This window comes from Pseudomonas sp. TMW22080, from assembly GCF_022496745.1.
In the GTDB taxonomy this organism is placed as follows: domain Bacteria; phylum Pseudomonadota; class Gammaproteobacteria; order Pseudomonadales; family Pseudomonadaceae; genus Aquipseudomonas; species Aquipseudomonas bubulae.
Genome location: NZ_SCFF01000002.1, coordinates 290027 through 314214, shown reverse-complemented (window position 1 = coordinate 314214; position 24188 = coordinate 290027). Strand labels below are relative to the sequence as shown.

Annotated in this window: 20 protein-coding genes; 10 read left to right on the top strand and 10 right to left on the bottom strand. The window is 59.3% G+C overall.

What is annotated here, in order from left to right; genetic code table 11:
• Window positions 1–33 precede the first annotated feature (33 nt).
• The 8 genes from rseP to rpsB form a co-directional block, all read right to left on the bottom strand.
• A complete protein-coding gene (gene rseP, locus EQV96_RS07850; RefSeq protein WP_095018172.1) occupies window positions 34–1386 on the bottom strand; it encodes a sigma E protease regulator RseP in 1353 nt (450 codons plus the stop codon).
• Between the two features lie 43 nt (window positions 1387–1429).
• Window positions 1430–2617 (bottom strand): 1-deoxy-D-xylulose-5-phosphate reductoisomerase, encoded by a 1188-nt coding sequence (gene ispC / locus EQV96_RS07845; protein ID WP_095001311.1) that lies wholly within the window; start codon window positions 2615–2617, stop codon window positions 1430–1432.
• Window positions 2614–3420 carry a phosphatidate cytidylyltransferase gene (locus EQV96_RS07840; RefSeq protein WP_095001310.1) on the bottom strand — a complete coding sequence of 269 codons (807 nt, stop codon included), beginning with the start codon at window positions 3418–3420 and terminating at the stop codon, window positions 2614–2616. Before EQV96_RS07840 ends, ispC begins: the two co-directional genes overlap by 4 nt.
• Window positions 3420–4175: a polyprenyl diphosphate synthase gene (uppS, locus tag EQV96_RS07835; protein ID WP_095001309.1), complete on the bottom strand. Its 756-nt coding sequence runs from the start codon at window positions 4173–4175 to the stop codon at window positions 3420–3422. The genes EQV96_RS07840 and uppS overlap by 1 nt, the downstream gene beginning before the upstream one ends.
• A gap of 15 nt (window positions 4176–4190) precedes the next feature.
• A complete protein-coding gene (gene frr / locus EQV96_RS07830) occupies window positions 4191–4748 on the bottom strand; it encodes a ribosome recycling factor (protein ID WP_016781983.1) in 558 nt (185 codons plus the stop codon).
• Window positions 4745–5488, bottom strand: a complete 744-nt coding sequence (pyrH, locus tag EQV96_RS07825; protein WP_003440426.1) for a UMP kinase — start codon at window positions 5486–5488, stop codon at window positions 4745–4747. Before pyrH ends, frr begins: the two co-directional genes overlap by 4 nt.
• A gap of 208 nt (window positions 5489–5696) precedes the next feature.
• On the bottom strand, window positions 5697–6566 hold the full coding sequence (tsf, locus tag EQV96_RS07820; RefSeq protein WP_095001308.1) for a translation elongation factor Ts: 870 nt from the start codon (window positions 6564–6566) through the stop codon (window positions 5697–5699).
• 206 nt (window positions 6567–6772) lie between these two features.
• Entirely contained in the window at window positions 6773–7516 is a 744-nt protein-coding gene (gene rpsB, locus EQV96_RS07815) for a 30S ribosomal protein S2 (RefSeq protein WP_016781981.1), read from the bottom strand.
• A gap of 867 nt (window positions 7517–8383) precedes the next feature.
• Here rpsB and map point away from each other — a divergent pair.
• The 3 genes from map to dapC are packed head-to-tail and all read left to right on the top strand — an operon-like array spanning window position 8384 to window position 13222.
• A complete protein-coding gene (gene map, locus EQV96_RS07810; RefSeq protein WP_095001307.1) occupies window positions 8384–9238 on the top strand; it encodes a type I methionyl aminopeptidase in 855 nt (284 codons plus the stop codon).
• A gap of 55 nt (window positions 9239–9293) precedes the next feature.
• Entirely contained in the window at window positions 9294–11996 is a 2703-nt protein-coding gene (locus EQV96_RS07805) for a [protein-PII] uridylyltransferase (RefSeq protein WP_095020566.1), read from the top strand.
• A gap of 26 nt (window positions 11997–12022) precedes the next feature.
• Entirely contained in the window at window positions 12023–13222 is a 1200-nt protein-coding gene (gene dapC / locus EQV96_RS07800; protein WP_095001305.1) for a succinyldiaminopimelate transaminase, read from the top strand.
• A 105-nt stretch (window positions 13223–13327) separates the two neighbouring features.
• Here dapC and EQV96_RS07795 read toward each other — a convergent pair whose 3' ends face one another.
• Window positions 13328–14974 carry a Na+/H+ antiporter gene (locus EQV96_RS07795; protein ID WP_240881696.1) on the bottom strand — a complete coding sequence of 549 codons (1647 nt, stop codon included), beginning with the start codon at window positions 14972–14974 and terminating at the stop codon, window positions 13328–13330.
• Between the two features lie 229 nt (window positions 14975–15203).
• Here EQV96_RS07795 and EQV96_RS07790 point away from each other — a divergent pair, with 229 nt between their 5' ends.
• From EQV96_RS07790 to EQV96_RS07775, 4 genes are read left to right on the top strand one after another with little or no spacing between them, the layout of a single operon-like run.
• Window positions 15204–15566 (top strand): ArsC family reductase, encoded by a 363-nt coding sequence (locus tag EQV96_RS07790; RefSeq protein WP_095001396.1) that lies wholly within the window; start codon window positions 15204–15206, stop codon window positions 15564–15566.
• A 35-nt stretch (window positions 15567–15601) separates the two neighbouring features.
• Window positions 15602–16636: a 2,3,4,5-tetrahydropyridine-2,6-dicarboxylate N-succinyltransferase gene (gene dapD / locus EQV96_RS07785; RefSeq protein WP_095001303.1), complete on the top strand. Its 1035-nt coding sequence runs from the start codon at window positions 15602–15604 to the stop codon at window positions 16634–16636.
• Window positions 16637–16694: 58 nt separating this feature from the next.
• Window positions 16695–17900, top strand: a complete 1206-nt coding sequence (locus EQV96_RS07780; protein WP_095001302.1) for a cysteine desulfurase — start codon at window positions 16695–16697, stop codon at window positions 17898–17900.
• Complete coding sequence (locus EQV96_RS07775) at window positions 17897–18301, top strand: SufE family protein (RefSeq protein ID WP_153400135.1); 405 nt, start codon at window positions 17897–17899, stop codon at window positions 18299–18301. Before EQV96_RS07780 ends, EQV96_RS07775 begins: the two co-directional genes overlap by 4 nt.
• 121 nt (window positions 18302–18422) lie before the next feature.
• On the opposite strand, the gene tcdA is transcribed toward EQV96_RS07775, so the two are convergent.
• A complete protein-coding gene (gene tcdA, locus EQV96_RS07770; RefSeq protein ID WP_095001300.1) occupies window positions 18423–19241 on the bottom strand; it encodes a tRNA cyclic N6-threonylcarbamoyladenosine(37) synthase TcdA in 819 nt (272 codons plus the stop codon).
• A gap of 276 nt (window positions 19242–19517) precedes the next feature.
• Here tcdA and EQV96_RS07765 point away from each other — a divergent pair, with 276 nt between their 5' ends.
• The 3 genes from EQV96_RS07765 (at window position 19518) to EQV96_RS07755 (ending at window position 24165) form a co-directional block, all read left to right on the top strand.
• On the top strand, window positions 19518–22109 hold the full coding sequence (locus EQV96_RS07765) for a glycosyltransferase (RefSeq protein ID WP_095001299.1): 2592 nt from the start codon (window positions 19518–19520) through the stop codon (window positions 22107–22109).
• Between the two features lie 95 nt (window positions 22110–22204).
• A complete protein-coding gene (gene dapE, locus EQV96_RS07760; RefSeq protein WP_095001298.1) occupies window positions 22205–23356 on the top strand; it encodes a succinyl-diaminopimelate desuccinylase in 1152 nt (383 codons plus the stop codon).
• Window positions 23356–24165: a putative RNA methyltransferase gene (locus EQV96_RS07755; RefSeq protein WP_095018175.1), complete on the top strand. Its 810-nt coding sequence runs from the start codon at window positions 23356–23358 to the stop codon at window positions 24163–24165. Before dapE ends, EQV96_RS07755 begins: the two co-directional genes overlap by 1 nt.
• The last annotated feature ends 23 nt before the right edge of the window (window positions 24166–24188 follow it).

Here is a 24188-nt window from a genome sequence, read left to right as displayed (position 1 = left end):
AAAATGCGGCAGATTCGCAATTCAGCGAAGCGTTTACAGACGGCCCAGATCGTTGATCAAGGCAAGTAACATCACCCCGACCACCAAGCTGATACCGATCTGCATTCCCCAACCCTGCACCCGATCCGACAAGGGGCGACCACGCACCCACTCGATCAGATAAAACAACAAATGTCCCCCATCCAGTACAGGTATGGGCAACAAATTCAGAACCCCGAGGCTGATACTCAGATAAGCCAGGAAATTCAGGAAATCAGCAACACCCGACTGGGCAGAAGCGCCCGCCACTTTAGCAATGGTTATCGGTCCACTCAAGTTTTTTACCGAGAGCTCGCCGAACAACATTTTCTTGAGTGAGTCGAGCGTCAATATGCTCATGGTCCAGGTGCGTTTGGCCCCCTCCCCGATTGCCGCGAGCGGGCCATAGCTGACTTCACGGATCATCGATGGTGGCCAGTCGACACCTTTGACGCCGGCCCCCAGATAACCGGTTGCTGCCTTGCCTTCGCCACGCGCAGCCAGCGTGACCGGAATCTCTACCGGCACACCGTCGCGCTCGACATGCAAAACAATACGGGCTTGCGGATGTACCCGCACCCAGTCCACGACCTGCTGCCAGTCCTTGACCGGCTGATCGTCGATGGCCAGCAGCTTGTCACCGGTTTTAAGCCCGGCAGCCTGGGCAGGGCCTTTAGGGTCGAGTTCTGCCAGAACGGCTGGCAACTCGGGACGCCATGGGCGAATCCCCAACGACTTGATCGGATCCGGCTCATCAGCGCCCTTGAGCCAGTCTTTCAATACCAACTGACGGGACGTTTCAGCCGTTGTACCCGGCTCACGCACCACCACCTGCAACGAACCGCTTTCGCCCAGACGGCGAACCAGCTGCAGGTTGACGTTTGACCAGCCCGTGGTTGGCTCGCCATCAATGGAGACGATTTCCTGACCGGCAGTCAGCCCGGCCTGAGCCGCCAGGCTGCCGCTTTCCACTGCACCGATGACCGGCCGCACCTGCTGGCTGCCCATCATTGCCAGCACCCAGAAGAACGCCATGGCCAACATGAAGTTGGCAATTGGCCCGGCCGCAACGATGGCAATGCGCTGGCCTACGGTCTTGCGGTTAAACGATTGATCGCGCTGCTCGGCGGGCACTTCGCCTTCGCGCTCATCGAGCATCTTGACGTAGCCACCCAACGGAATGGCAGCAACTACAAACTCGGTGCCCTGGCGGTCATGCCAGCGGAGCAGAGGCGTACCGAAGCCCACGGAGAAGCGCAGAACCTTGACGCCACAACGGCGCGCCACCCAAAAGTGACCGAATTCATGAAAAGTGACCAGCACACCCAATGCCACCAGGGTGCCAACAATCATATAGAGCGCACTCATCTACTTTCTCCGCGATTCTGTCCGGTTCCGGCTCACATCACTTTCAGCCGTTACGACTCAACCACTGTTCAGCCAGCATCCGGGCTTTGCTATCTGCGGCAAATACCGCTTCCAATTCGTCGACGGCCACAACGGGCTCGCTGTTCAATACGTCTTCGATAATACGCGCGATCTGCGGATAACGGATTCGCCCGTCCAAAAAGGCGGCCACGGCAACTTCGTTTGCCGCATTGAGCATCGCTGGCGCGCTATTGCCCGCCATGGCAGCCTCGCGAGCCAGACGCAAACAAGGGAAGCGTTGCTCGTCAGGGCGCTGGAAGTCCAGCCGCGCCACTGCAAACAGGTCCAACGGCGCAACACCCGAGTCAATCCGCTCAGGCCAGGCCAGGGCATTGGCAATCGGCGTACGCATATCGGGGTTGCCCAACTGGGCCAGCACCGAGCCATCCACATAATCGACCAGCGAGTGAATCACGCTTTGCGGATGGATCACCACCTCGACCTGTTCCGGGCGTGCATCAAACAGCCAGCAGGCCTCGATCAGCTCCAGGCCTTTGTTCATCATGCTGGCCGAATCAACCGAAATCTTGCGCCCCATCGACCAATTGGGATGAGCACAGGCTTGATCCGGCGTGACGTGTTCAAGCTCTGCCAGCGGCGTCTCACGGAATGGACCACCAGAGGCTGTCAGCAAAATCCGACGAACACCGACATTACCCAGGCCACGGGAAAAGTCCCGGGGCAAGCACTGGAAAATCGCGTTGTGTTCGCTGTCGATGGGCAGCAATACCGAACCGCTGCGACGCACGGCCTGCATAAACAGGTCGCCGGTCATCACCAACGCTTCTTTGTTGGCCAGCAGGATCTTCTTGCCGGCATTGACCGCCGCCAGTGTCGGGCGCAGGCCTGCGGCACCGACAATTGCCGCCATCACCGAATCCACTTCAGGAGCCGACGAAACCTGACACAACCCCTCCTCACCTACCAATACTTCGGTATTGAGCCCGGCTGCGCGCAAATCCGCCTGTAACTGGCTGGCAGCACGCTCATCCGGCACCACGGCAACCTGCGGCCGGTGCTTGATGCACAAGGCCAGCAGTTCGGCGAGACGGCTGTAGCCTGTCAGGGCAAAGGCCTGATAGCGGTCAGGGTGACGCGCAATAACATCCAGGGTGCTCAGGCCAATGGAACCCGTAGCCCCCAGAACAGTAATCTGTTGTGGACGGCTCATGAAGCCGCCATCCACAGCAATACAGCAAATACCGGGATCGCCGCCGTCAGGCTGTCGATACGATCCAGTACACCACCATGGCCCGGCAGCAGGTTACTGCTGTCTTTGACCCCGGCCTGGCGTTTGAACATGCTTTCCGTGAGGTCGCCCACCACCGAAATCAGGACGATCACAGCAGCGCCCAGCAGTGCAACAAACATCTGCGAAGCGCTCCAGTCACGCACTATACCCACGACCGCGGTGATCAGCAGGCTGAGCAACAGACCGCCAAATACACCTTCCCAGCTTTTGCCCGGACTGACCTTGGGGGCAAGCTTGCGCTTGCCGAATTTGCGCCCGGAAAAATAGGCACCAATATCTGCGCCCCATACCAGAACCATCACCGCCATGATCAGCCAGTTGCCCAGCGGCATCGCCTTGATCAGGACCAGCCCTTGCCAGGCCGGCAGCAGGATCAACAGACCGATCACCAGCCTGGCCGCAATACTCGACCAGTGCGCAGCCGATTGCGGAAAGGTCAGCACCAGAAAGGTCGCTGTCGCCCACCACAACACCGCCGCGCCCAGCACCCAGGGCGCCAGATCGGGGAATATATGCAGCCCCAACAGCAGCGCGGCCACTACTACAGCAAACAGCACCCGTGCACCTTGCGCCTCAAAGCCGGCAAGACGCGCCCACTCCCAGGCACCCAGGGTCACGACCAGGCCAATAAACAGCGCAAAGCCGCTGCCCTCGAGCAGGAAAAAGCCACACAAGGCAATTGGCAGCAAGATAAGTGCAGTGATGATTCTTTGTTTAAGCATTAAATCCGGGCTCCAGCCTCAACCTGCTCGCTCGTTTTACCGAAGCGGCGCTGGCGAGAAGCGAAATCAGCCAATGCGTGCTGCATGGCCTCGTGTTTGAAGTCCGGCCAGAACAGGTCGGAGAAGTACAACTCGGAATAGGCCAGCTGCCACAGCAAGAAATTGCTGATGCGGTGCTCGCCACCGGTGCGGATACACAGATCGGGCAATGGCAGATCACCCGTTACCAGACAGGTTTGCAGCAAACCCGGAGTGATATCCTCCGGCTGCAAGTGCCCTGTCTGGACTTGACGCGCCAACTGCTGCGCGGCCTGCGCGATATCCCACTGGCCACCGTAATTGGCGGCAATCTGCAAGACAAAGCGGCCTTCGCCCACTGTCATTGCTTCCGCTTCACGCATCGCCTTTTGCAAGTCGGGATGAAAGCGCGAGCGGTCGCCAATGATCCGCAGGCTGATCTCGTTTTCGTTGAGGCGCTTGGCCTCACGACGCAGCGCCCTGAAAAACAGGTCCATCAAGGCACTGACTTCAGCGGCGGGCCGCTGCCAGTTTTCACTGGAAAACGCGAACAGGGTCAGTACCTCGACCCCGGCCCCGGCACACACTTCAATGACCGCGCGAACTGCATCCACACCCGCTTTATGCCCGGCAACACCTGGCAGAAAGCGTTTTTTTGCCCAGCGATTATTACCGTCCATGATGATCGCGACATGTCGCGGAACAGATGACGGGTCAGCCTGCTTCGTCTTTTCCATAAAACGCCCTGACCCTTATACGGCCATCAGGTCCGCTTCTTTCTGCTTGGTGGCAACTTCGATATCCGCCACGGCCTTGTCGGTCAGCTTCTGGATATCATCAGCAGCACGACGCTCTTCGTCTTCGCTGATTTCCTTTTCCTTGACCAGGTCTTTCAATTGGCTCAAGGCGTCGCGACGGATATTGCGCACGGCAATACGGGCATCTTCAGCTGCATCACGGGCCTGCTTGGCGAAAACCTTGCGGGTTTCTTCAGTCAGGGCCGGCATGGAGATCAGCAGCAACTCACCCAGGTTGGTCGGGTTCAGGTTCAGACCGGCGCTCTGGATGGCCTTGTCGACTGCGCCCAGCATGTTGCGCTCGAACGCCACAACTTGAAGGGTGCGGGAGTCTTTGACGGTGATGTTGGCGACCTGGCTGATCGGAGTATCCGAGCCATAGTAAGGCACCATCACGCTGCCCAGAATGCTCGGGTGAGCCTTGCCGGTACGGATCTGGCCAAATGCATGGGCCAGGGATTCCAGCGACTTCTGCATACGCGTTTGAGCGTCTTTCTTGATTTCGTTGATCATTGTTGACCTTCCTCGATCAGAGTACCTTCAGCGCCGCCATGGACAATATTAAGCAGGGCGCCGGGCTTGTTCATATTAAATACACGCAATGGCATTTTGTGGTCGCGGCACAGACAGATGGCCGTCAGGTCCATAACACCCAGTTTGCGATCCAGTACTTCATCGTAAGTCAGATGATCGAACTTCTCGGCATGCGGGTCTTTGAATGGATCTGCGGTGTACACGCCGTCAACCTTGGTTGCCTTGAGCACGACATCAGCGTCGATTTCAATGGCACGCAAGCATGCTGCCGAATCCGTCGTGAAGAAAGGATTACCGGTGCCTGCAGCGAAAATCACCACATCCTTGGCATTCAGGTGGCGCATGGCCTTGCGACGATCGTAATGATCGGTCACACCAACCATGGAAATGGCCGACATAACGATGGCGGAGATATTCGCACGTTCCAGCGCATCGCGCATGGCCAGGGCGTTCATCACGGTAGCCAGCATGCCCATATGGTCGCCAGTCACACGATCCATACCGGCGGCGCTCAATGCAGCACCACGGAACAGGTTGCCACCACCAATCACCAGTCCTACCTGAACGCCGATGCCGACCAGTTGGCCCACTTCCAGCGCCATGCGGTCGAGCACCTTGGGATCGATCCCGAACTCTTCAGAGCCCATCAGGGCTTCGCCGCTTAGCTTGAGTAGAATGCGTTTATAGCGAGCTTGATAACCACTGCCCTGCTGAGCCATTGCGAATCTCTCCTGCCGCGTTTTATAGATAATCTGTGCGAGGTCATTTTTCAACCCGCGCTTGTTCTAGCTGTGGCACTGCACAGCAGCACCATCGGAACACGATTTTGCAAACCGGTTCCGCCGAGAAGGAAAAATCCCCTCCCATTTGAAAAGAGGCTGCGCGCGTGAGCGGGCAGCCTCTTCGGGTCGACAGTTTAGAACCGTCTTATTGCTTGCTTGCAGCCACTTGAGCAGCAACTTCAGCAGCGAAGTCGTCAACTGGCTTCTCGATGCCATCACCTACTTTGAAGTAAGTGAAGGAAACGATTTCAGCGCCGGCTTTCTTGGCCAGATCGCCGACCTTGATTTCCGGGTTCTTGACGAACGCTTGCTCAACCAGGCTGGCTTCAGCCAGGAACTTGCTGATACGACCGGCAACCATTTTTTCAACGATTTCGGCTGGCTTGCCTTTGATCTTGTCTTCGTTGAGGCTCATGAACACGGTTTTTTCGCGTTCGATAGCATCAGCGGAAACTTGCGATGGCAGCAGGAACTCAGGGTTGCTTGCAGCTACGTGCATGGCGATGTCACGAGCCAGCTCGGCGTTGCCGCCTTTCAGAGCTACCACAACACCGATTTTGTTGCCGTGCAGGTAAGCATCAACAACGTCACCTTCGATGCGGGCCAGACGACGGATGTTGACGTTCTCGCCTACTTTACCAACCAGAACCAGACGATCAGCTTCTTGAGCAGCGATCAGCGGAGCTGCGTCGGTCAGTTTGTCAGCGAACGCTTTTTCAACGCTGTCAGCAACGAATTTTTTGAAGTCGTCTTGCAGAGCCAGGAAGTCGGTTTGCGAGTTGACTTCAAGAATTACAGCCGACTTGTTGTCGTCTGCAACTTTAACTGCGATAGCGCCTTCAGCAGCAACGTTACCTGCTTTTTTGGCTGCCTTGATGGCGCCCGAAGCACGCATGTCATCAATGGCTTTTTCGATGTCGCCGCCAGCCTTGGTCAAGGCTTTCTTGCAGTCCATCATGCCTTCGCCAGTACGCTCACGCAGTTCTTTAACCAACGCTGCAGTAATCTCTGCCATTTCAAAATTCCTCTTGGATAGGTTTTCAACCATTCCACCCGACCGAACGGGCGTTCAATTCGTTTGAAGCGCACCCCGAATCAACCGTGCAGGTCGCCATCTGATACAGATACAACAAACAGGGTTACAACAAATGGATTTCGAGGTGGCAAAAAGGGGGCCAAGCCCCCTTTTTGCGTACTGAGTAAACGCTAGGCGTTAATTACTCAGCCTTCAACTACCGCTGCAGCTGGAGCTTCTTCGACGAAAACGTCGGTGCCGCCAGCAACGTGGTTACGGCCTTTGATCACAGCATCAGCCATCGCACCCATGTACAGCTGGATAGCGCGGATTGCGTCATCGTTACCCGGGATGATGTAGTCAACACCTTCTGGGCTGCTGTTGGTATCGACAACGCCGATTACCGGGATACCCAACTTGTTAGCTTCGGTGATCGCGATACGCTCGTGGTCAACGTCGATAACGAACAGAGCGTCTGGCAGACCGCCCATGTCCTTGATACCACCCAGGCTACGATCCAGCTTCTGCAGATCGCGAGTGCGCATCAGCGCCTCTTTCTTGGTCAGCTTGGCGAAAGTACCGTCTTCTGCCTGGATTTCAAGGTCACGCAGACGCTTGATCGAAGCACGAATGGTTTTGAAGTTGGTGAGCATGCCGCCCAACCAGCGGTGATCCACGTACGGCGAACCGCAACGTGCTGCTTCTTCAGCAACGATCTTGCCAGCGGAACGCTTGGTGCCGACGAACAGAATCTTGTTTTTGCCCTGGGCCAGGCGCTCAACGAAAGTCAGAGCTTCGTTGAACATTGGCAGGGTTTTTTCAAGGTTGATGATGTGGATCTTGTTACGCGCGCCAAAGATGTATTTACCCATCTTCGGGTTCCAGTAACGGGTTTGGTGACCGAAGTGCACACCGGCCTTCAGCATATCGCGCATGTTGACTTGGGACATGATAGTTCCTTAATAAGTCGGGTTAGGCCTCCACGTATCCCAACGACCAACCAGCAGCTTCAAAGCTGAAGGCACCCAGGTCATCGTGTCGACACGTGTGTGGGTTTGTGCTCTGCGGGCTATACCCGCAAAGCGGCGCATTTTATACCACAAGATGCATTAAAAACGAAGTGTGAATTCAGACTTTATTGCTAAAGCGTTGCCCTGCAAGGGCTTACGCCTGGCTTGCTCTTGCTTCTTGTCCAACAATACCACTTCCACCAGCAAAATATTCCAAACACCGAGCAAGTCCATAACAGCGTCGGAGCGAGACGGCCGCACAGCACAACAAGTCTGACACCTGGGCCAGGGCCGCTTCTGAATTGACCGAACAGGCCGGCCGGTCGGCCGCCTCGGGGCGCAGTGCTTTTGATCTGCCTGCCCTCCCGGGAGGCCGAGAGGAGGTTCTGCGGAGTGGGTCGACCGGCATGGATGCCGGGAGAGCCGCGATGGGCCATGGATGGCCCGTGGCGGCGGGCCCACGGAGCAGAGCCGGAGCGAGGGAACCTGAGCGCAGCGAAGGCCGTACGATGGGGCGAGGACCTTTTGGTTCCTTTTGGGTCCTTCCAAAAGGGACTCGACGTAAGGTCGAAACCATAGTCTCAGTTAGACACAAATGCTGGATATGTACGCGCAATGCCATTTAAAACTACCGAGTACATACCTATTCGGCCTCACGAAGGGCGAAAAAATCAAAAGCGCGGGCTTCGGCCGCTTACCTTATTCGCGCGGGGCCTTGGAATAGAACCAGGATGCTCCTATCTATTAAGAGAAGCGATGGCTACAGGCCCACGACTAACGCCGACCGTCTGTTAGAATCGTACTTTTATGACGGCGTGCCGCGATTCACAGCACGCCCGCAATCCTGATGATGAGCGCCAACGCGCGAAGAGAGCCCGAATGACCGTCACCCTCAAAACCCCAGAGGACATCGCAAAAATGCGTATCGCCGGCAAACTGGCCGCCGAAGTCCTGGAAATGATCGCCGAGTACGTAAAACCCGGCGTCACCACTGAAGAGCTGGATCGCATCTGCCATGACTATATCGTCAATGTGCAAAAGGCCATCCCTGCCCCGCTCAACTATAAAGGCTTTCCCAAGTCGATCTGCACCTCGATCAATCACGTGGTATGCCACGGCATCCCGGGCGACAAGGTATTGAAGGACGGCGACACCCTGAACATCGACGTCACCGTGATCAAGGACGGCTACCACGGCGACACCAGCCGCATGTTCCACGTCGGCAAGGTTCCGGTATGGGCCGAGCGCCTGTCGCAAGTGACCCAGGAATGCATGTACAAGGCTATCGAAATCGTTAAACCGGGCTGCCGCCTGGGCGATATCGGCGAAGTGATCCAGAAGCACGCTGAAAAGAACGGTTTTTCTGTAGTACGCGAGTTCTGCGGCCACGGTATCGGCAAGGTATTCCACGAAGAGCCGCAGATCCTGCACTACGGCCGCGCTGGCACCGGTATGGAGCTCAAGGCCGGCATGACCTTCACCATCGAGCCGATGATCAATCAGGGCAAGGCCGACACCAAGGTGCTGGGCGACGGCTGGACCGCCATCACCAAGGACCGCAAGCTGTCTGCCCAGTGGGAACACACCCTGCTGGTCACCGACACCGGTTACGAAATTTTCACCCTGCGCAGCGATGACACCATCCCCCGCGTTTCGGCCTGAAACTTGCGTGTTTTCACCGTTTAGCCCGTAAAACCCAGCACAGGAATGCCAATCGATGCCGCAGGTGGATCCAGAACTTTTTGACCGCGGCCAGTTCCAGGCCGAGCTGGCATTAAAGGCGAGCCCCATTGCCGCTTTCAAAAAGGCGATCCGCCAGGCTCGGGAGGTACTCGACGAACGCTTCAAAAAGGGGCGTGATATTCGCCGCCTGATCGAAGACCGTGCATGGTTCGTCGACAACATCCTGCAACAGGCGTGGGACCAGTTCAGCTGGAGCGCTGAGGCCGACATCGCGCTGGTCGCCGTCGGCGGCTATGGCCGCGGCGAGTTGCACCCTTATTCCGATATCGATTTGCTGATACTGCTGGACAACGCAGATCACGAAGTTTTCCGTGATTCCATTGAGCGTTTTCTGACACTTCTATGGGACATAGGCCTAGAAGTAGGTCAGAGCGTGCGCTCGGTGGATGAGTGCGCAGAGCAGGCCCGCGCCGACCTGACCATCATCACCAACTTGATGGAAAGCCGCACCGTGGCGGGCCCCGAGCATTTGCGTCAGCGCATGCTGGACGTCACCAGCACCGCCCACATGTGGCCCAGCAAGGAGTTTTTCCTGGCCAAGCGCGCCGAGCAAAAGGCCCGCCACCACAAGTACAATGACACCGAGTACAACCTGGAGCCTAACGTCAAGGGTTCGCCCGGCGGCCTGCGCGATATCCAGACCATTTTGTGGGTAGCCCGCCGCCAGTACGGCACCCTGAATTTGCGCGCCCTTGCCGGCGAAGGCTTTCTGGTAGAAAGCGAGCACGCCCTGCTGGCCTCGTCCCAGGAATTTTTGTGGAAGGTGCGCTACGCCCTGCACATGCTTGCCGGGCGTGCCGAAGACCGTCTGCTGTTCGACCACCAGCGCAGCATCGGCGAACTGCTCGGCTTTACCGGCGAAGACGCCAAGCAGACCATCGAAAATTTCATGCAGCAGTACTACCGGGTGGTCATGAGCATTGCCCAGCTCAGCGACCTGATCATCCAGCACTTCGAAGAAGTGATTCTCGCCCCCGAGGACGAAGCGCCGCCAACCCCGTTGAACTCGCGCTTCCAGTTGCACGATGGCTATATCGAAGCCACCAGCGACCACGTGTTCAAGCGCACCCCCTTCGCCATGCTGGAAATCTTCCTGCTGATGGCACAGCACCCCGAGATCAAGGGCGTGCGGGCCGACACCATCCGCCTGCTACGCGAACATCGCTACCTGATCGACGAAGATTTCCGCAAAGACATCCGCAACACCAGCCTGTTTATCGAACTGTTCAAGTGCAAGATCGGCATCCACCGCAACCTGCGCCGGATGAACCGTTACGGCATCCTGGGCCGTTACCTGCCCGAGTTTGGTTTTATCGTCGGGCAAATGCAGCATGACCTGTTCCACATTTATACGGTCGATGCCCACACCCTGAACCTGATCAAACACCTGCGTAAGCTGCAATACACCCAGGTATCGGAGAAATTCCCGCTCGCCAGCAAGTTGATGGCCAAGCTGCCCAAGCCCGAGCTGATCTACCTGGCCGGGCTGTACCACGATATCGGCAAGGGCCGCCACGGCGACCATTCCGAAATCGGTGCCGTGGATGCAGAAGCGTTCTGCATCCGTCATCAGTTGCCGCAGTGGGACACGCGCCTGATCGTGTGGCTGGTACAAAACCACCTGGTGATGTCCACCACCGCCCAGCGCAAGGACCTGTCCGACCCGCAGGTCATCCATGATTTTGCCCAGATTGTGGTGGACGAAACCCACCTCGACTACCTCTATGTGCTGACTGTCGCCGATATCAACGCCACCAACCCGACGCTGTGGAACTCCTGGCGCGCCAGCCTGTTGCGCCAGCTCTACACCGAGACCAAGCGTGCCTTGCGTAGAGGCCTGGAAAACCCGGTGGACCGCGAAGAACAGATCCGCCAGACGCAAAGTGCGGCGCTGGATATTCTGGTGCGCGGGGGTACCGACCAGGATGACGTGGAACAGCTCTGGTCACAGCTGGGCGACGACTATTTCCTGCGACACTCCTCTGCCGACGTGGCCCTGCATACCGAAGCCATCCTGCAGCAGCCTGCCGATGGCGGCCCGCTGGTGCTGATCAAGGAAACCACCCAGCGCGAGTTCGAGGGCGGCACGCAGATCTTCATCTATGCACCCGACCAGCACGACTTCTTCGCCGTGACAGTGGCCGCCATGGACCAGCTCAACCTGAACATCCATGACGCACGCATTATCACCTCCAGCAGTCAGTTCACCCTCGACACCTATATCGTGCTCGACAACGATGGTGGCTCGATTGGTAACAACCCGGCGCGTATCGAAAAAATCCGTAAGGGGCTGACCGAAGCCCTGCGCAACCCGGACGACTACCCGACCATCATCCAGCGCCGCGTGCCGCGCCAGCTCAAGCACTTTGCCTTTGCGCCCCAGGTCACGATCCATAACGACGCCCAGCGCCCGGTGACCGTGCTGGAGCTCAGCGCCCCCGACCGCCCGGGCCTGCTGGCTCGCATCGGAATGATCTTTCTGGAGTTTGATCTGTCGCTGCAGAACGCCAAGATTGCCACCCTGGGTGAACGCGTCGAAGACGTCTTTTTCATTACCGATGCAAACAACCAGCCGCTGTCAGACCCGCAGCTGTGCATGCGTTTGCAGGAAGCGATCGTCGAGCAACTGACGGTCAATCAGGATTCAACCCCAGAACCGTGGCGCCTGAGCATTTAACCGCCGCCGAGTGAGACCCGCACCCCATGAACAACGCTCTAAACCAGCTGCAGCCTTACCCGTTCGAAAAATTGCGCGCCCTGCTTGGCAGCGTGCAGCCCAACGCCGACAAGCGCCCGATCGCGCTGTCGATTGGCGAACCCAAGCACCGCTCGCCGGACTTCGTGGCCAAGGCACTGGCTGACAACCTCGACCAGATGGCGGTCTACCCGACCACCCTGGGCATCCCGGCGCTGCGCGAAGCTATCGCCGACTGGGCCGAGCGTCGTTTCAACGTGCCAAAAGGCTGGCTTGACCCGGCGCGCAATATCCTGCCGGTCAACGGCACCCGTGAAGCCCTGTTTGCCTTCACCCAGACCGTGGTCAACCGTGGTGACGACGCTCTGGTGGTGAGCCCGAACCCGTTCTACCAGATCTATGAAGGGGCCGCCTTCCTGGCAGGCGCTCAGCCGCACTACCTGCCGTGCCTGGCCGAGCATGGGTTCAACCCGGATTTCGACGCCGTATCCGTCGACACCTGGAAACGCTGCCAGATCCTGTTCCTGTGCTCGCCGGGTAACCCGACCGGTGCGCTGATCCCGCTTGAAACCCTGAAAAAACTGATCGCACTGGCCGACGAACACGACTTCGTGATCGCCGCAGACGAGTGCTACAGCGAGCTGTACTTCGACGAGAAGACACCACCGGTCGGCCTGCTCAGCGCCTGTGTGGCCCTGGGCCGTGAAGACTTCAAGCGTTGCGTGGTGTTCCACAGCCTGTCCAAGCGCTCCAACCTGCCGGGTTTGCGTTCCGGTTTTGTGGCCGGCGATGCCGACATCCTCAAGGCGTTCCTGCTGTACCGCACGTACCATGGCTGCGCAATGCCGGTACAAACCCAGCTGGCAAGCATTGCCGCCTGGAACGACGAAGACCACGTACGTAGCAACCGTGACCTGTATCGCGAGAAGTTTGATGCGGTGTTGGAGATTTTAACCCCGGTACTGGATGTGCAGCGCCCGGATGGCGGCTTCTACCTGTGGCCCAGGGTTGAAGGCGACGACGCCGAATTCTGCCGCGACCTGTTTGCCCAAGAGCACGTCACCGTAGTGCCGGGCTCTTATCTGTCCCGCGAAGTAGACGGTTTCAACCCCGGCGCTGGTCGCGTACGCATGGCCCTGGTTGCGCCACTGGCTGAGTGCGTGGAAGCCGCCGGGCGGATCCGCGACTTTATCCAGCGCCGCGGCTAAACCGCCCCTGTGGGAGCGGGCTTGCTCGCGATGCAAGCGATGCGGTCTGCCAGACGAACCGCTGCGATGCCATCGCGAGCAAGCCCGCTCCCACATAAAGCTGGGTTATTTCACCGTTCCCAGGTTGGCCTCGCTCAAGTCCAGGTCCTTGAGGATTTCGCTCAGGGCGTCGTCGCCGATTTCGTGATGGCGGCGCAAGCTGTACAGTTCCAGCCGCTGCGCCCGCAGCGCCTTGAGCCGCAAGCGGCTTTCCAGCTGGTCCATTTGCGAAGCCAGTGCCTGGGCCTCCGCCGAGTCGTTGTACACCTCAAGCTGATGACGGTACTCAGACATGATCCGCGCCTTTAGCTCAGCCGCCAGAGCCGCCTGGGCCGCATCCTGCTGACCATCGGCCTCCACCACCTCTTCTGCTTCCAGCGCGTGAATCGCCGCTTCTGCGGTGCGCCGCCAGGCTTCGCGCACTTCTTTGCGCATGGCATCGTCCGGGCTTTTTGGAATACCGCGCAACAACACCGGCAAGGCGATGCAGGCTGCCACCAGCGACAGCAAAATCACCCCGGCAGCAATAAAGATCAGCAAATCACGCTCAGGAAAATTCAAACCCTCGCTGACCAGCAGCGGTACCGACATCACGCCCGCCAGGGTCACCGCACCGCGTACCCCGCCCACGGTCAGCAGCCAGCAGGAGCGGGCTGTCGGCACCATCGTCAGCTCGCCCTTGCCACGCCAGCGGCGCAACAGGCCGGACAGCCGCCAGATGCTCTGCACCCAGATGAAGCGCAGCGCCAGCAGCACCAGGAAAATCGCCACCACATCCAGGCAGCGATACATCAAAGTCGGCCACAGAGTCGTTTCGTGGCTGACCACCGCCTTGATGATGTCCGGCAATTGCAGGCCCAACAGCAAAAAGATCAACCCGTTGAAGGCAAACTCCAGCAGCGACCACACACTGCGATTAAGCAGGCGGGTGCTGGTCTGACGCGGCAACAGGTCCAGCCAGCTCTGCATCATCCCCGCCGCCACCGCCGACAGGATGCCCGAAGCACCCAAGCGTTCGGCCAGTACATAGGCGGCAAAAGGCAGCAGCAACATAAACACCACATGGGTGGCCGGGTCATCCCAGCCACGGGCGATCATCCACGCGCGCAAACGCCCCACCAGCCAGCTCAGGGCGACGCCAATGGCCAGCCCGCCACAGGCCACCAAAATGAAGGTCAGGCTGGCATTGGCCAGGGAAAACACCCCGGTAATGGCAGCCACCAGGGCGAACTTGAAGGTCACCAGGCCCGTGGCGTCATTCATCAGCGCCTCGCCTTGCAGCATGTGCATCAAGGGTGCGGGCAAGCGATTCTGTGCAATGGCCGATACCGCCACCGCATCAGTGGGTGACAGTACTGCTGCCAGGGCAAATGCCACCGGCAAGGGGATGGTCGGCAACAGCCAATGGATGAAATAACCCGCACCCACCACCGTAAACAAAACCAGCCCTACTGCCAGGGTCAGAATCGGCCCGCGCAGGCGCCAGAACTCACGCTTGGGCATGCGCCAGCCATCCGAGAACAGCAGCGGCGGCAAGAACAGAAACAGGAACAGCTCAGGTTCCAGCGCCACATGCAGGCCCAGTGTCGGCCAGGCCAGTACGGCACCGGCGGCAATCTGCACCAGCGGCAAAGGCAGAGGTATGACACGCCCCAACAGACGCGAAACCCCCACCAGCATCAGCAGGATAAGGACGGTATAGGCGGTTTGCATATCAGCAGAGTTCCCGAACGATCAGTTTTAAACTAAATAAATAGCAACAATTTCCCATTGCGCTCCATAGTAGCGTCTAACCGTAAAAGCCGAGCCTGAACAAAAGTAGCAGTGCGACGACATGTCACAAGTCTGTGCCAAGCTCGCAGCCAATCACGCCCAAGGGCGCTGCGCATGGCATAATCCGCGACTGCTCATTTACCGCATCTCCAAAGGGGGGGCAATTTCCGTGACCGATTCAAGCAAGACGTTGCACCTTTTCGGCATCAAAGCCTGCGACACCATGAAAAAGGCTCGCACCTGGCTCGATGAACATGCAGTGCACTACGATTTCCATGACTACAAAAGCAGCGGCATTGACCGTGAACACCTGACCCGCTGGTGCAATGAGCACGGCTGGGAAGTGGTGCTCAACCGCGCCGGTACAACCTTTCGCAAGCTCGACGACGAACGCAAAGCCGATCTCGACCAAGCCAAAGCCATTGAACTGATGCTCGCCCAACCCTCGATGATCAAGCGCCCGGTGCTCGATCTCGGTGACAAAACCCTGATTGGCTTCAAGCCAGATCTTTATGCGGCGGCCCTTCTGTAAGCGCCCGCCCATTTATTTTTGTAAGAGGTAATTGCATGTCTACTACCCTGTTCAGCGCAGCCTTCGGCGTCGGCACCCAAAACCGCCAAGGCGCATGGCTGGAAGTGTTCTACGCACAACCCCTGGTCAATCCATCGGCCGAGCTGATTGCAGCCATCGCACCGATTCTGGGCTACACCGGTGGCAATCAGGCAATCACCTTTACTACCGCCCAAGCCGCACAGATGGCTGAAGCCGCCAAACCGGTCGACGCCGCCCAGGCTGCCCTGCTGACCCGCCTGGCCGAAAGCCACAAGCCGCTGGTTGCCACCCTGCTGGCCGAAGACGCCACTCTGACCTCGACGCCAGAGGCCTACCTCAAGCTGCACCTGCTGTCCCATCGCCTGGTCAAGCCCCACGGCCTGAGCCTGGCGGGCGTGTTCCCGCTGCTGCCAAACGTGGCATGGACCAGCCAGGGCGCCATCGATCTGGGCGAACTGGCCGAGCGTCAACTCGAAGCGCGCCTGCGTGGCGATCTGCTGGAAGTGTTCTCGGTCGACAAGTTCCCGAAAATGACCGACTACGTGGTTCCGGCCGGTGTGCGCATCGCTGATGCGGCGCGTATTCGCCTGGGCGCCTACGTCGGCGAAGGCACCACCGTGATGCACGAAGGTTTCGTCAACTTCAACGCTGGTACCGAAGGCCCGGGCATGATCGAAGGCCGTGTATCGGCAGGCGTGTTTGTCGGCAAAGGTTCGGACCTGGGCGGCGGTTGCTCGACCATGGGCACCCTGTCGGGTGGTGGCAACATCGTGATCAAGGTCGGCGAAGGCTGCCTGATCGGCGCCAACGCCGGTATCGGCATCCCGCTGGGTGACCGCAACACCGTCGAGTCCGGCCTGTACGTGACCGCAGGTACCAAAGTGGCCCTGCTGGACGAAAACAACCAGCTGGTCAAAGTGGTCAAGGCCCGTGACCTGGCTGGCCAGCCTGACCTGTTGTTCCGCCGCAACTCGGAAACCGGCGCTGTGGAATGCAAAACCCACAAGTCGGCCATCGAGCTGAACGAAGCACTGCACGCTCACAACTAAGCGTCTGTCTGCAACTGACGGGGCCGGCTTCCGGCCTCGTCAACAGAGCCCGAACACCATGCTTTTGCCTTCTCCCTGGCGCGCTGACTTTCCCGCCATCGCCGCCTTGCAACGTCAGGACCAGACGTATCTGGACAGCGCTGCCACCACGCAAAAACCCCAAGCCCTGCTCGACGCACTGACGCATTACTACGCCAACGGCGCAGCCAATGTACACAGGGCCCAACATCTGCCGGGCGCCCACGCGACCCAGGCATTCGAAAACACCCGCCACAAAGTGACGCAATGGCTCAATGCCGGCGAGTGCGGGCAAATCGTGTTCACCCACGGCGCCACGTCAGCGCTGAACCTTCTGGCCTACGGCCTGGAGCACCAATTCAATACGGGCGATGAAATCGTTATCAGCGCCCTGGAACATCACGCCAACTTGCTGCCGTGGCAGCAACTTGCAAAGCGTAAAAAGCTGGCCCTGGTGGTACTGCCACTGGATGCCGACGGCGTGATCGACCTCGTGGCCGCCGCACGCCTGATCACCCCGCGCACTCGCCTGTTGGCCGTGAGCCAGTTATCCAACGTCCTTGGTGTGTGGCAGCCCCTGCCCGAACTGTTGGCGCTGGCCAGGGCACAGAATGCACTGACCGTGGTTGACGGCGCCCAGGGTGTTGTCCACGGTCGCCAGGACGTTCAGGCGCTGGGTTGTGACTTCTATGTGTTTTCCGCCCACAAGCTCTATGGCCCCGACGGGCTGGGCGTGCTGTTTGGCCGTCATGAAGCCCTGGCCCGCTTGCAACACTGGCAGTTTGGCGGCGAGATGGTGCAGGACGCCGACTATCAGCACGCCACCTTTCGCCCGGCACCGCTGGGATTTGAGGCTGGTACCCCGCCGATTGCCAGCGTGATCGGACTGGGGGCAACCCTCAACTATCTGGCCAACCTCAACCAGGGCGCAGTCCAGGCCCACGAAACAGCACTGCACAGATTGCTCGTCGAGGGTTTGCAGCAGCGCCAGGGCATTCGTCTGCTGGGCGCCCCGCAACTGGCCCTGGTCAGTTTTGTAGTCGAGGGCGTCCACAACGCCGATCTGGCCCATCTGCTGACCGAACAGGGGATTGCCGTTCGCGCCGGGCATCATTGCGCCATGCCACTGCTTAAAAGCCTTGGTCTGGCTGGTGCCATCCGTGTTTCGCTGGCGCTGTACAATGACTCAGAAGATCTGGAGCGTTTTTTCCTCGCCCTCGATCAGGCGCTGGAGTTGCTGCAATGACCCTGCCCGCCGACGCCCAGGCGGCGCTCGACAGCTTTGAGCATTGCACCGGCTGGGAACAGCGTGCACGCCTGCTGATGCAATGGGGCCAGCGCTTGCCGGAACTCAGCGAAGCCGACAAAACCGACGCCAACCGGGTGCATGGCTGTGAAAGCCAGATGTGGCTGGTGGGTGAGCAGGTCGATGGCCATTGGCAGTTTGCTGCCAGCAGTGAAGCGCGACTGATTCGCGGGCTGGTGGCGTTGCTGCTGGTGCGGGTGAACGGCTTGACCACGCAAGAGCTGCTGCAGGTCGATTTGCCGGGATGGTTCGAGCAATTGGGGCTTAGCCGGCAGTTGTCGCCATCGCGCAGCAATGGGCTCAATGCGGTGCTGGTGCGGATGCGGGAATTGGCAGCCTGACCATTGCCGCCCCCTGGGGAAGCGGGCTTGCTCGCGATGCGGGCGATTCGGTTCATCTGAAACACCGCGCCGGTGCTATCGCGAGCAAGGCCGCTCCCACAGGCCAGGTCCGAGGCGAGCCTTATTCCTGTGGTGCAGGCTTTACCTTCTCCGAAGGCCGGCGCACGCCCGCCACGATCTTGTCCACCGCCTTGGTCGCCGCCACCATGCCGAAGGTGGCCGTCACCATCATCACTGCGCCAAACCCGCCAGCACAGTCCAGCTTCACCCCGTCACCGACAAAACTCTTCTGCAGGCAAATGCTGCCGTCCGGCTTTGGGTAGCGCAGCTGCTCGGTGGAAAACACACACGGCACGCTGTAGTGACGGGTCATGGTGCGCGAAAATCCATAATCGCGGCGCAAGGTCGAACGCACCTTGGAGGCCAGAGGGTCATTGAAGGTACGGTTCAAGTCACAGACCTGAATCAGCGTCGGGTCAATTTGCCCGCCCGCGCCACCGGTGGTGATGATCTGTATCTTGCGCCGCTTGCACCAGGCAATCAGCGCCGCCTTGGCATTCACACTGTCGATGCAGTCGATCACGCAATCAATATCGGGGGTGATGTAGTCGGCCATGGTTTCGCGCGTCACGAAATCGGCCACCTCATGAACCTTGCAGTCAGGATTGATCTGACGCAGGCGTTCGGCCATCACCTCAACCTTGTCCCGACCAATGGTCGTACTCAAGGCGTGTAACTGGCGGTTGCTGTTGCTGACGCACACGTCATCCAGATCAAACAGCGAAATTTCGCCGACGCCGCAGCGCGCAATCGCTTCCGCTGCCCACGACCCGACGCCGCCTACACCGACGATCGCCACATGCGCCGCCTTCAGTCGTTCAAGGCCTTCCAGCCCATATAACCGGGCTACACCGGCAAAACGTGGATCTTCTGTACTCATGACCAACACCCCAAAAACCGGCGCGCATTATAGGGTTCTTACATTGCATTGAGTATCTTTCCTACAAGCTATGCGACCAAGCCTGCTTTAATAGCCTGCTACGGAAGAAGATAAGAGCTACAACTAATAAAGAAAGAACTTAAGTCGGCTGTAAGTGCCAAACGCCAGACTCAATTCCGTCCGCTATACGATTGGTCAAAGCACAGTGTAGGATGCGCGCCGTTTGGCACCCGCCGACCGATCTTCGTTCCACTCCCTTTGGAACCCGAAATAGTTATGTCATCGCGTAAATTTGGACTCAATCTGGTGGTGGTCCTGGCCATCGCCGCGCTCTTCACAGGCTTCTGGGCGCTGATCAATCGCCCGGTCTCTGCGCCCAACTGGCCCGAGCAAATCTCCGGTTTTTCGTACTCGCCGTTCCAGCAAGGGCAGTACCCACAGAAAGACCAGTACCCGACCGACGATGAAATGCGTCGCGACCTGGAAATCATCAGCAAGCTGACCGACAACATCCGGACTTACTCGGTTGACGGCACCCTGGGCGACATTCCCAAGCTGGCCGAAGAATTCGGCCTGCGCGTGACCATCGGGATCTGGATCAGCCCTGATCTGGAGCGCAACGAGCGGGAAATCCAGAAAGCCATCGAACTGGCCAACAACTCACGCAGCGTGGTGCGGGTTGTGGTGGGCAACGAAGCCCTGTTCCGCGAAGAAATCACGCCCGAAGACCTGATCGTCCTGCTGGATCGGGTGCGCGCCGCGGTCAAGGTGCCGGTCACCACGTCCGAGCAATGGCATATTTGGGAAAAGTACCCGCAACTGGCCAAGCACGTTGACCTGATCGCCGCGCACATCCTGCCCTACTGGGAATTTATCCCGGTGGACAAGGCCGGCGAATTCGTCCTGGACCGTGCCCGCGACCTGAAAAAAATGTTCCCGAAAAAACCGCTGCTGCTGTCGGAAGTTGGCTGGCCGAGCAATGGCCGCATGCGCGGTGGCGCTGACGCTACCCCGGCCGACCAAGCGATTTATCTGCGTACGTTGGTCAATACCCTCAACCGCCGGGGCTACAACTATTTTGTGATCGAAGCCTTCGACCAGCCGTGGAAGGCCAGCGACGAAGGTTCAGTGGGCGCGTACTGGGGCGTGTACAACGCTGCCCGCCAGCAAAAATTCAATTTTGAAGGGCCGGTGGTGGCGATTCCACAGTGGCGCGTACTGGCCATCGGCTCGGTGGTCATGGGCCTGCTGTCACTGGCACTGCTGCTGATCGACGGTTCCGCCCTGCGCCAGCGTGGCCGTACCTTCCTGACCTTTACCGCTTTCCTCTGCGGCTCGGTGCTGGTGTGGATCGCCTATGACTACAGCCAGCAATACAGCACCTGGTTCAGCCTGACTGTGGGCTTTCTGCTTGGCTTAGGTGCGCTCGGGGTGTTTATCGTGCTGCTCACCGAGGCCCATGAACTGGCCGAAGCAGTATGGATTCGCAAGCGGCGAAGGGAGTTTTTACCGGTAGAAGCCGACGATGCCTACCGTCCGAAAGTCTCGATCCATGTGCCGTGCTACAACGAGCCGCCGGAGATGGTCAAACAGACCCTCGACGCCCTGGCCAACCTCGACTACCCCGATTTCGAAGTGTTGATCATCGACAACAACACCAAGGACCCGGCAGTCTGGGAGCCGGTGCGCGATTACTGCGCCACCCTCGGCCCGCGCTTCAAGTTCTTCCACGTCGCGCCCCTGGCCGGTTTCAAGGGCGGCGCGCTGAACTACCTGATCCCGCATACCGCACCGGATGCCGAAGTGATTGCCGTGATCGACTCTGATTACTGCGTGGACCGCAACTGGCTCAAGCATATGGTGCCGCACTTTGCCGACCCGAAAATCGCCATCGTGCAATCGCCACAGGACTACCGCGACCAGAACGAAAGCACCTTCAAAAAGCTCTGCTACTCCGAATACAAGGGCTTTTTCCATATCGGCATGGTCACCCGTAACGACCGCGATGCGATCATTCAGCACGGCACCATGACCATGACCCGCCGTTCAGTGCTCGAAGAACTGGGCTGGGCAGACTGGTGCATCTGTGAAGACGCCGAACTGGGCCTGCGGGTATTTGAAAAAGGGTATTCCGCCGCGTATTCCCACAACAGCTATGGCAAGGGCCTGATGCCCGATACCTTTATCGACTTCAAGAAACAGCGATTCCGCTGGGCCTACGGTGCGATTCAGATTATCAAGCGTCACACCTCCAGCCTGTTGCTGGGCAAAGACACGGAGCTGACCCGTGGCCAGCGCTATCACTTCCTCGCAGGCTGGCTGCCATGGGTGGCCGACGGCATGAATATTTTCTTCACTGTCGGTGCCCTGTTGTGGTCGGCGGCGATGATCATCGTGCCAACGCGGGTCGACCCGCCACTGTTGATTTTCGCCATTCCGCCACTGGCGCTATTTGTGTTCAAGGTGGGCAAGATCATTTTCCTGTACCGCCGTGCAGTGGGGGTCAACCTCAAGGACGCCTTCGCCGCGGCACTGGCCGGGCTGGCGTTGTCCCACACCATCGCCAAAGCCGTGCTGTACGGGTTCTTCACCACCAGCATCCCGTTCTTCCGGACGCCTAAAAACGCCGATAACCACGGCTTTTGGGTAGCGATCTCGGAAGCCCGCGAAGAGGTGTTCATCATGCTGCTGCTCTGGGGCGCGGCTGTGGGGATTTTCTTCGTACAAGGCCTGCCGAGCAACGACATGCGTTTCTGGGTGGTGATGCTGCTGGTGCAATCGTTGCCGTATCTGGCAGCGCTGATCATGGCCTTTATGTCTTCGTTGCCTAAACCGGTCGAAGAAGCACAAGAGCAACCCGCTGCATAAATCGACTGCAACCACTAAACGGCGGCCTCTGGCCGCCGTTTTGCTTTAAGATAACCGCCCTTTTGTGCCTTGTGTCCCGCTTCGGAGTCCCTACCATGACGGCCCACGCCGACCTTTCGCCGACCCTGCAACTCGCCTGCGATCTGATCCGTCGCCCTTCCGTGACGCCGATCGACGCTGACTGCCAGAAGCTGATGATGCAGCGCCTGGGCGATGCCGGCTTCATGCTTGAGCCGATGCGCATCGAAGACGTCGACAACTTCTGGGCCACCCACGGCAAACACGAAGGCCCGGTGCTGTGCTTCGCCGGCCACACTGACGTGGTACCGACCGGCCCGGTACAGGCCTGGCAGAACGACCCGTTCGACGCGCTGATCGATGAGCACGGCATGCTCTGCGGCCGTGGCGCGGCCGACATGAAAGGCAGCCTGGCAGCCATGCTGGTGGCCGCTGAACGCTTTGTCTGCGACTACCCGGACCACAAGGGCAAGGTCGCATTTTTGATCACCAGTGACGAAGAAGGCCCGGCCCATCACGGCACCAAGGCCGTGATCGAACGTTTCGCCGCACGTAACGAGCGTCTGGACTGGTGCATCGTCGGCGAGCCGTCGAGCACTTCCCTGGTGGGTGATGTGGTCAAGAACGGCCGTCGCGGTTCTCTGGGGGCCAAGCTCACCGTTCGCGGCGTTCAAGGCCATGTGGCCTACCCGCATCTGGCCAAGAACCCGATTCATCTGGCCGTGCCTGCGCTGACCGAGCTGGCCGCCGAGCATTGGGACAACGGCAATGCCTTTTTCCCGCCAACCAGCTTCCAGATTTCCAACCTCAACTCAGGCACAGGCGCGACCAACGTCATCCCGGGTGATCTGGTTGCAGTGTTCAACTTCCGCTTCTCCACCGAGTCCACCGTTGAGGGCCTGCAAAAGCGCGTCGCGGACATCCTGGACAAGCACGGCCTGGACTGGCACATCGACTGGGCGCTGTCCGGCCTGCCGTTCCTGACCGAGCCGGGGGCGCTGCTGGATGCCGTGTCGTCGAGCATCAAGCAGGTGACCGGTCGCGAAACCAAGGCTTCCACCAGCGGTGGCACATCCGACGGTCGCTTTATCGCGACCCTGGGCACCCAGGTGGTAGAGCTGGGGCCGGTCAACGCGACCATTCACCAGGTCAACGAACGGGTGCTGGCCAGCGATCTCGACGTGTTGACCGAAATCTACTATCAGACCCTGATCAAGTTGCTCGCCTGATGCTCGCCTGCCCGATCTGCTCCGAGCCGCTCAACGCGGCAGACAATGGTGTGGTGTGCCCTGCCGGCCATCGCTTTGACCGTGCCCGCCAGGGCTACCTGAACCTGCTGCCGGTGCAACACAAGAACAGCCGTGACCCAGGCGACAACCAGGCTATGGTTGAAGCCCGCCGCGACTTTCTAAACGCCGGGCATTACGCCCCTGTGGCCAAACGCCTGGCCGAACTGGCCGCCGAACGCGCGCCGCAGCGCTGGCTCGACATCGGCTGTGGCGAGGGTTACTACACCGCGCAAATCGCCGACGCGCTGCCCAACGCCGATGGCTACGCGCTGGATATCTCCCGCGAAGCGGTCAAGCGTGCCTGTAAACGCAGCCCGCAACTGACCTGGTTGATCGCCAGCATGGCCCGCGTGCCACTGGCTGACGCCAGCTGCCAGTTCCTGGCCAGTGTGTTCAGCCCGCTGGACTGGCTCGAAGCCAAGCGCCTGCTCACCCCCGGTGGCGGCCTGATGCGTGTAGGCCCGACCCGCGGTCACTTGATGGAATTGCGCGAACGCCTGTACGACGAAGTCCGGGATTACGCCGACGACAAGCATCTGGCCCTGGTGCCCGAAGGCATGTCGCTACAGCACAGTGAAACACTGGAGTTCACCCTCAGCCTGAGCGAACCCCAGGATCGCGCCAACCTGCTGGCCATGACCCCTCACGGCTGGCGTGCCAGTGCCGAGCGGCGCGCCGAGGTCATCGAGCACCCCGAGCCTTTAGTGGTGACCGTGTCGATGCGCTACGATTACTTCGTACTTCAATAACCCATTTTACGGCCAGGTGCACA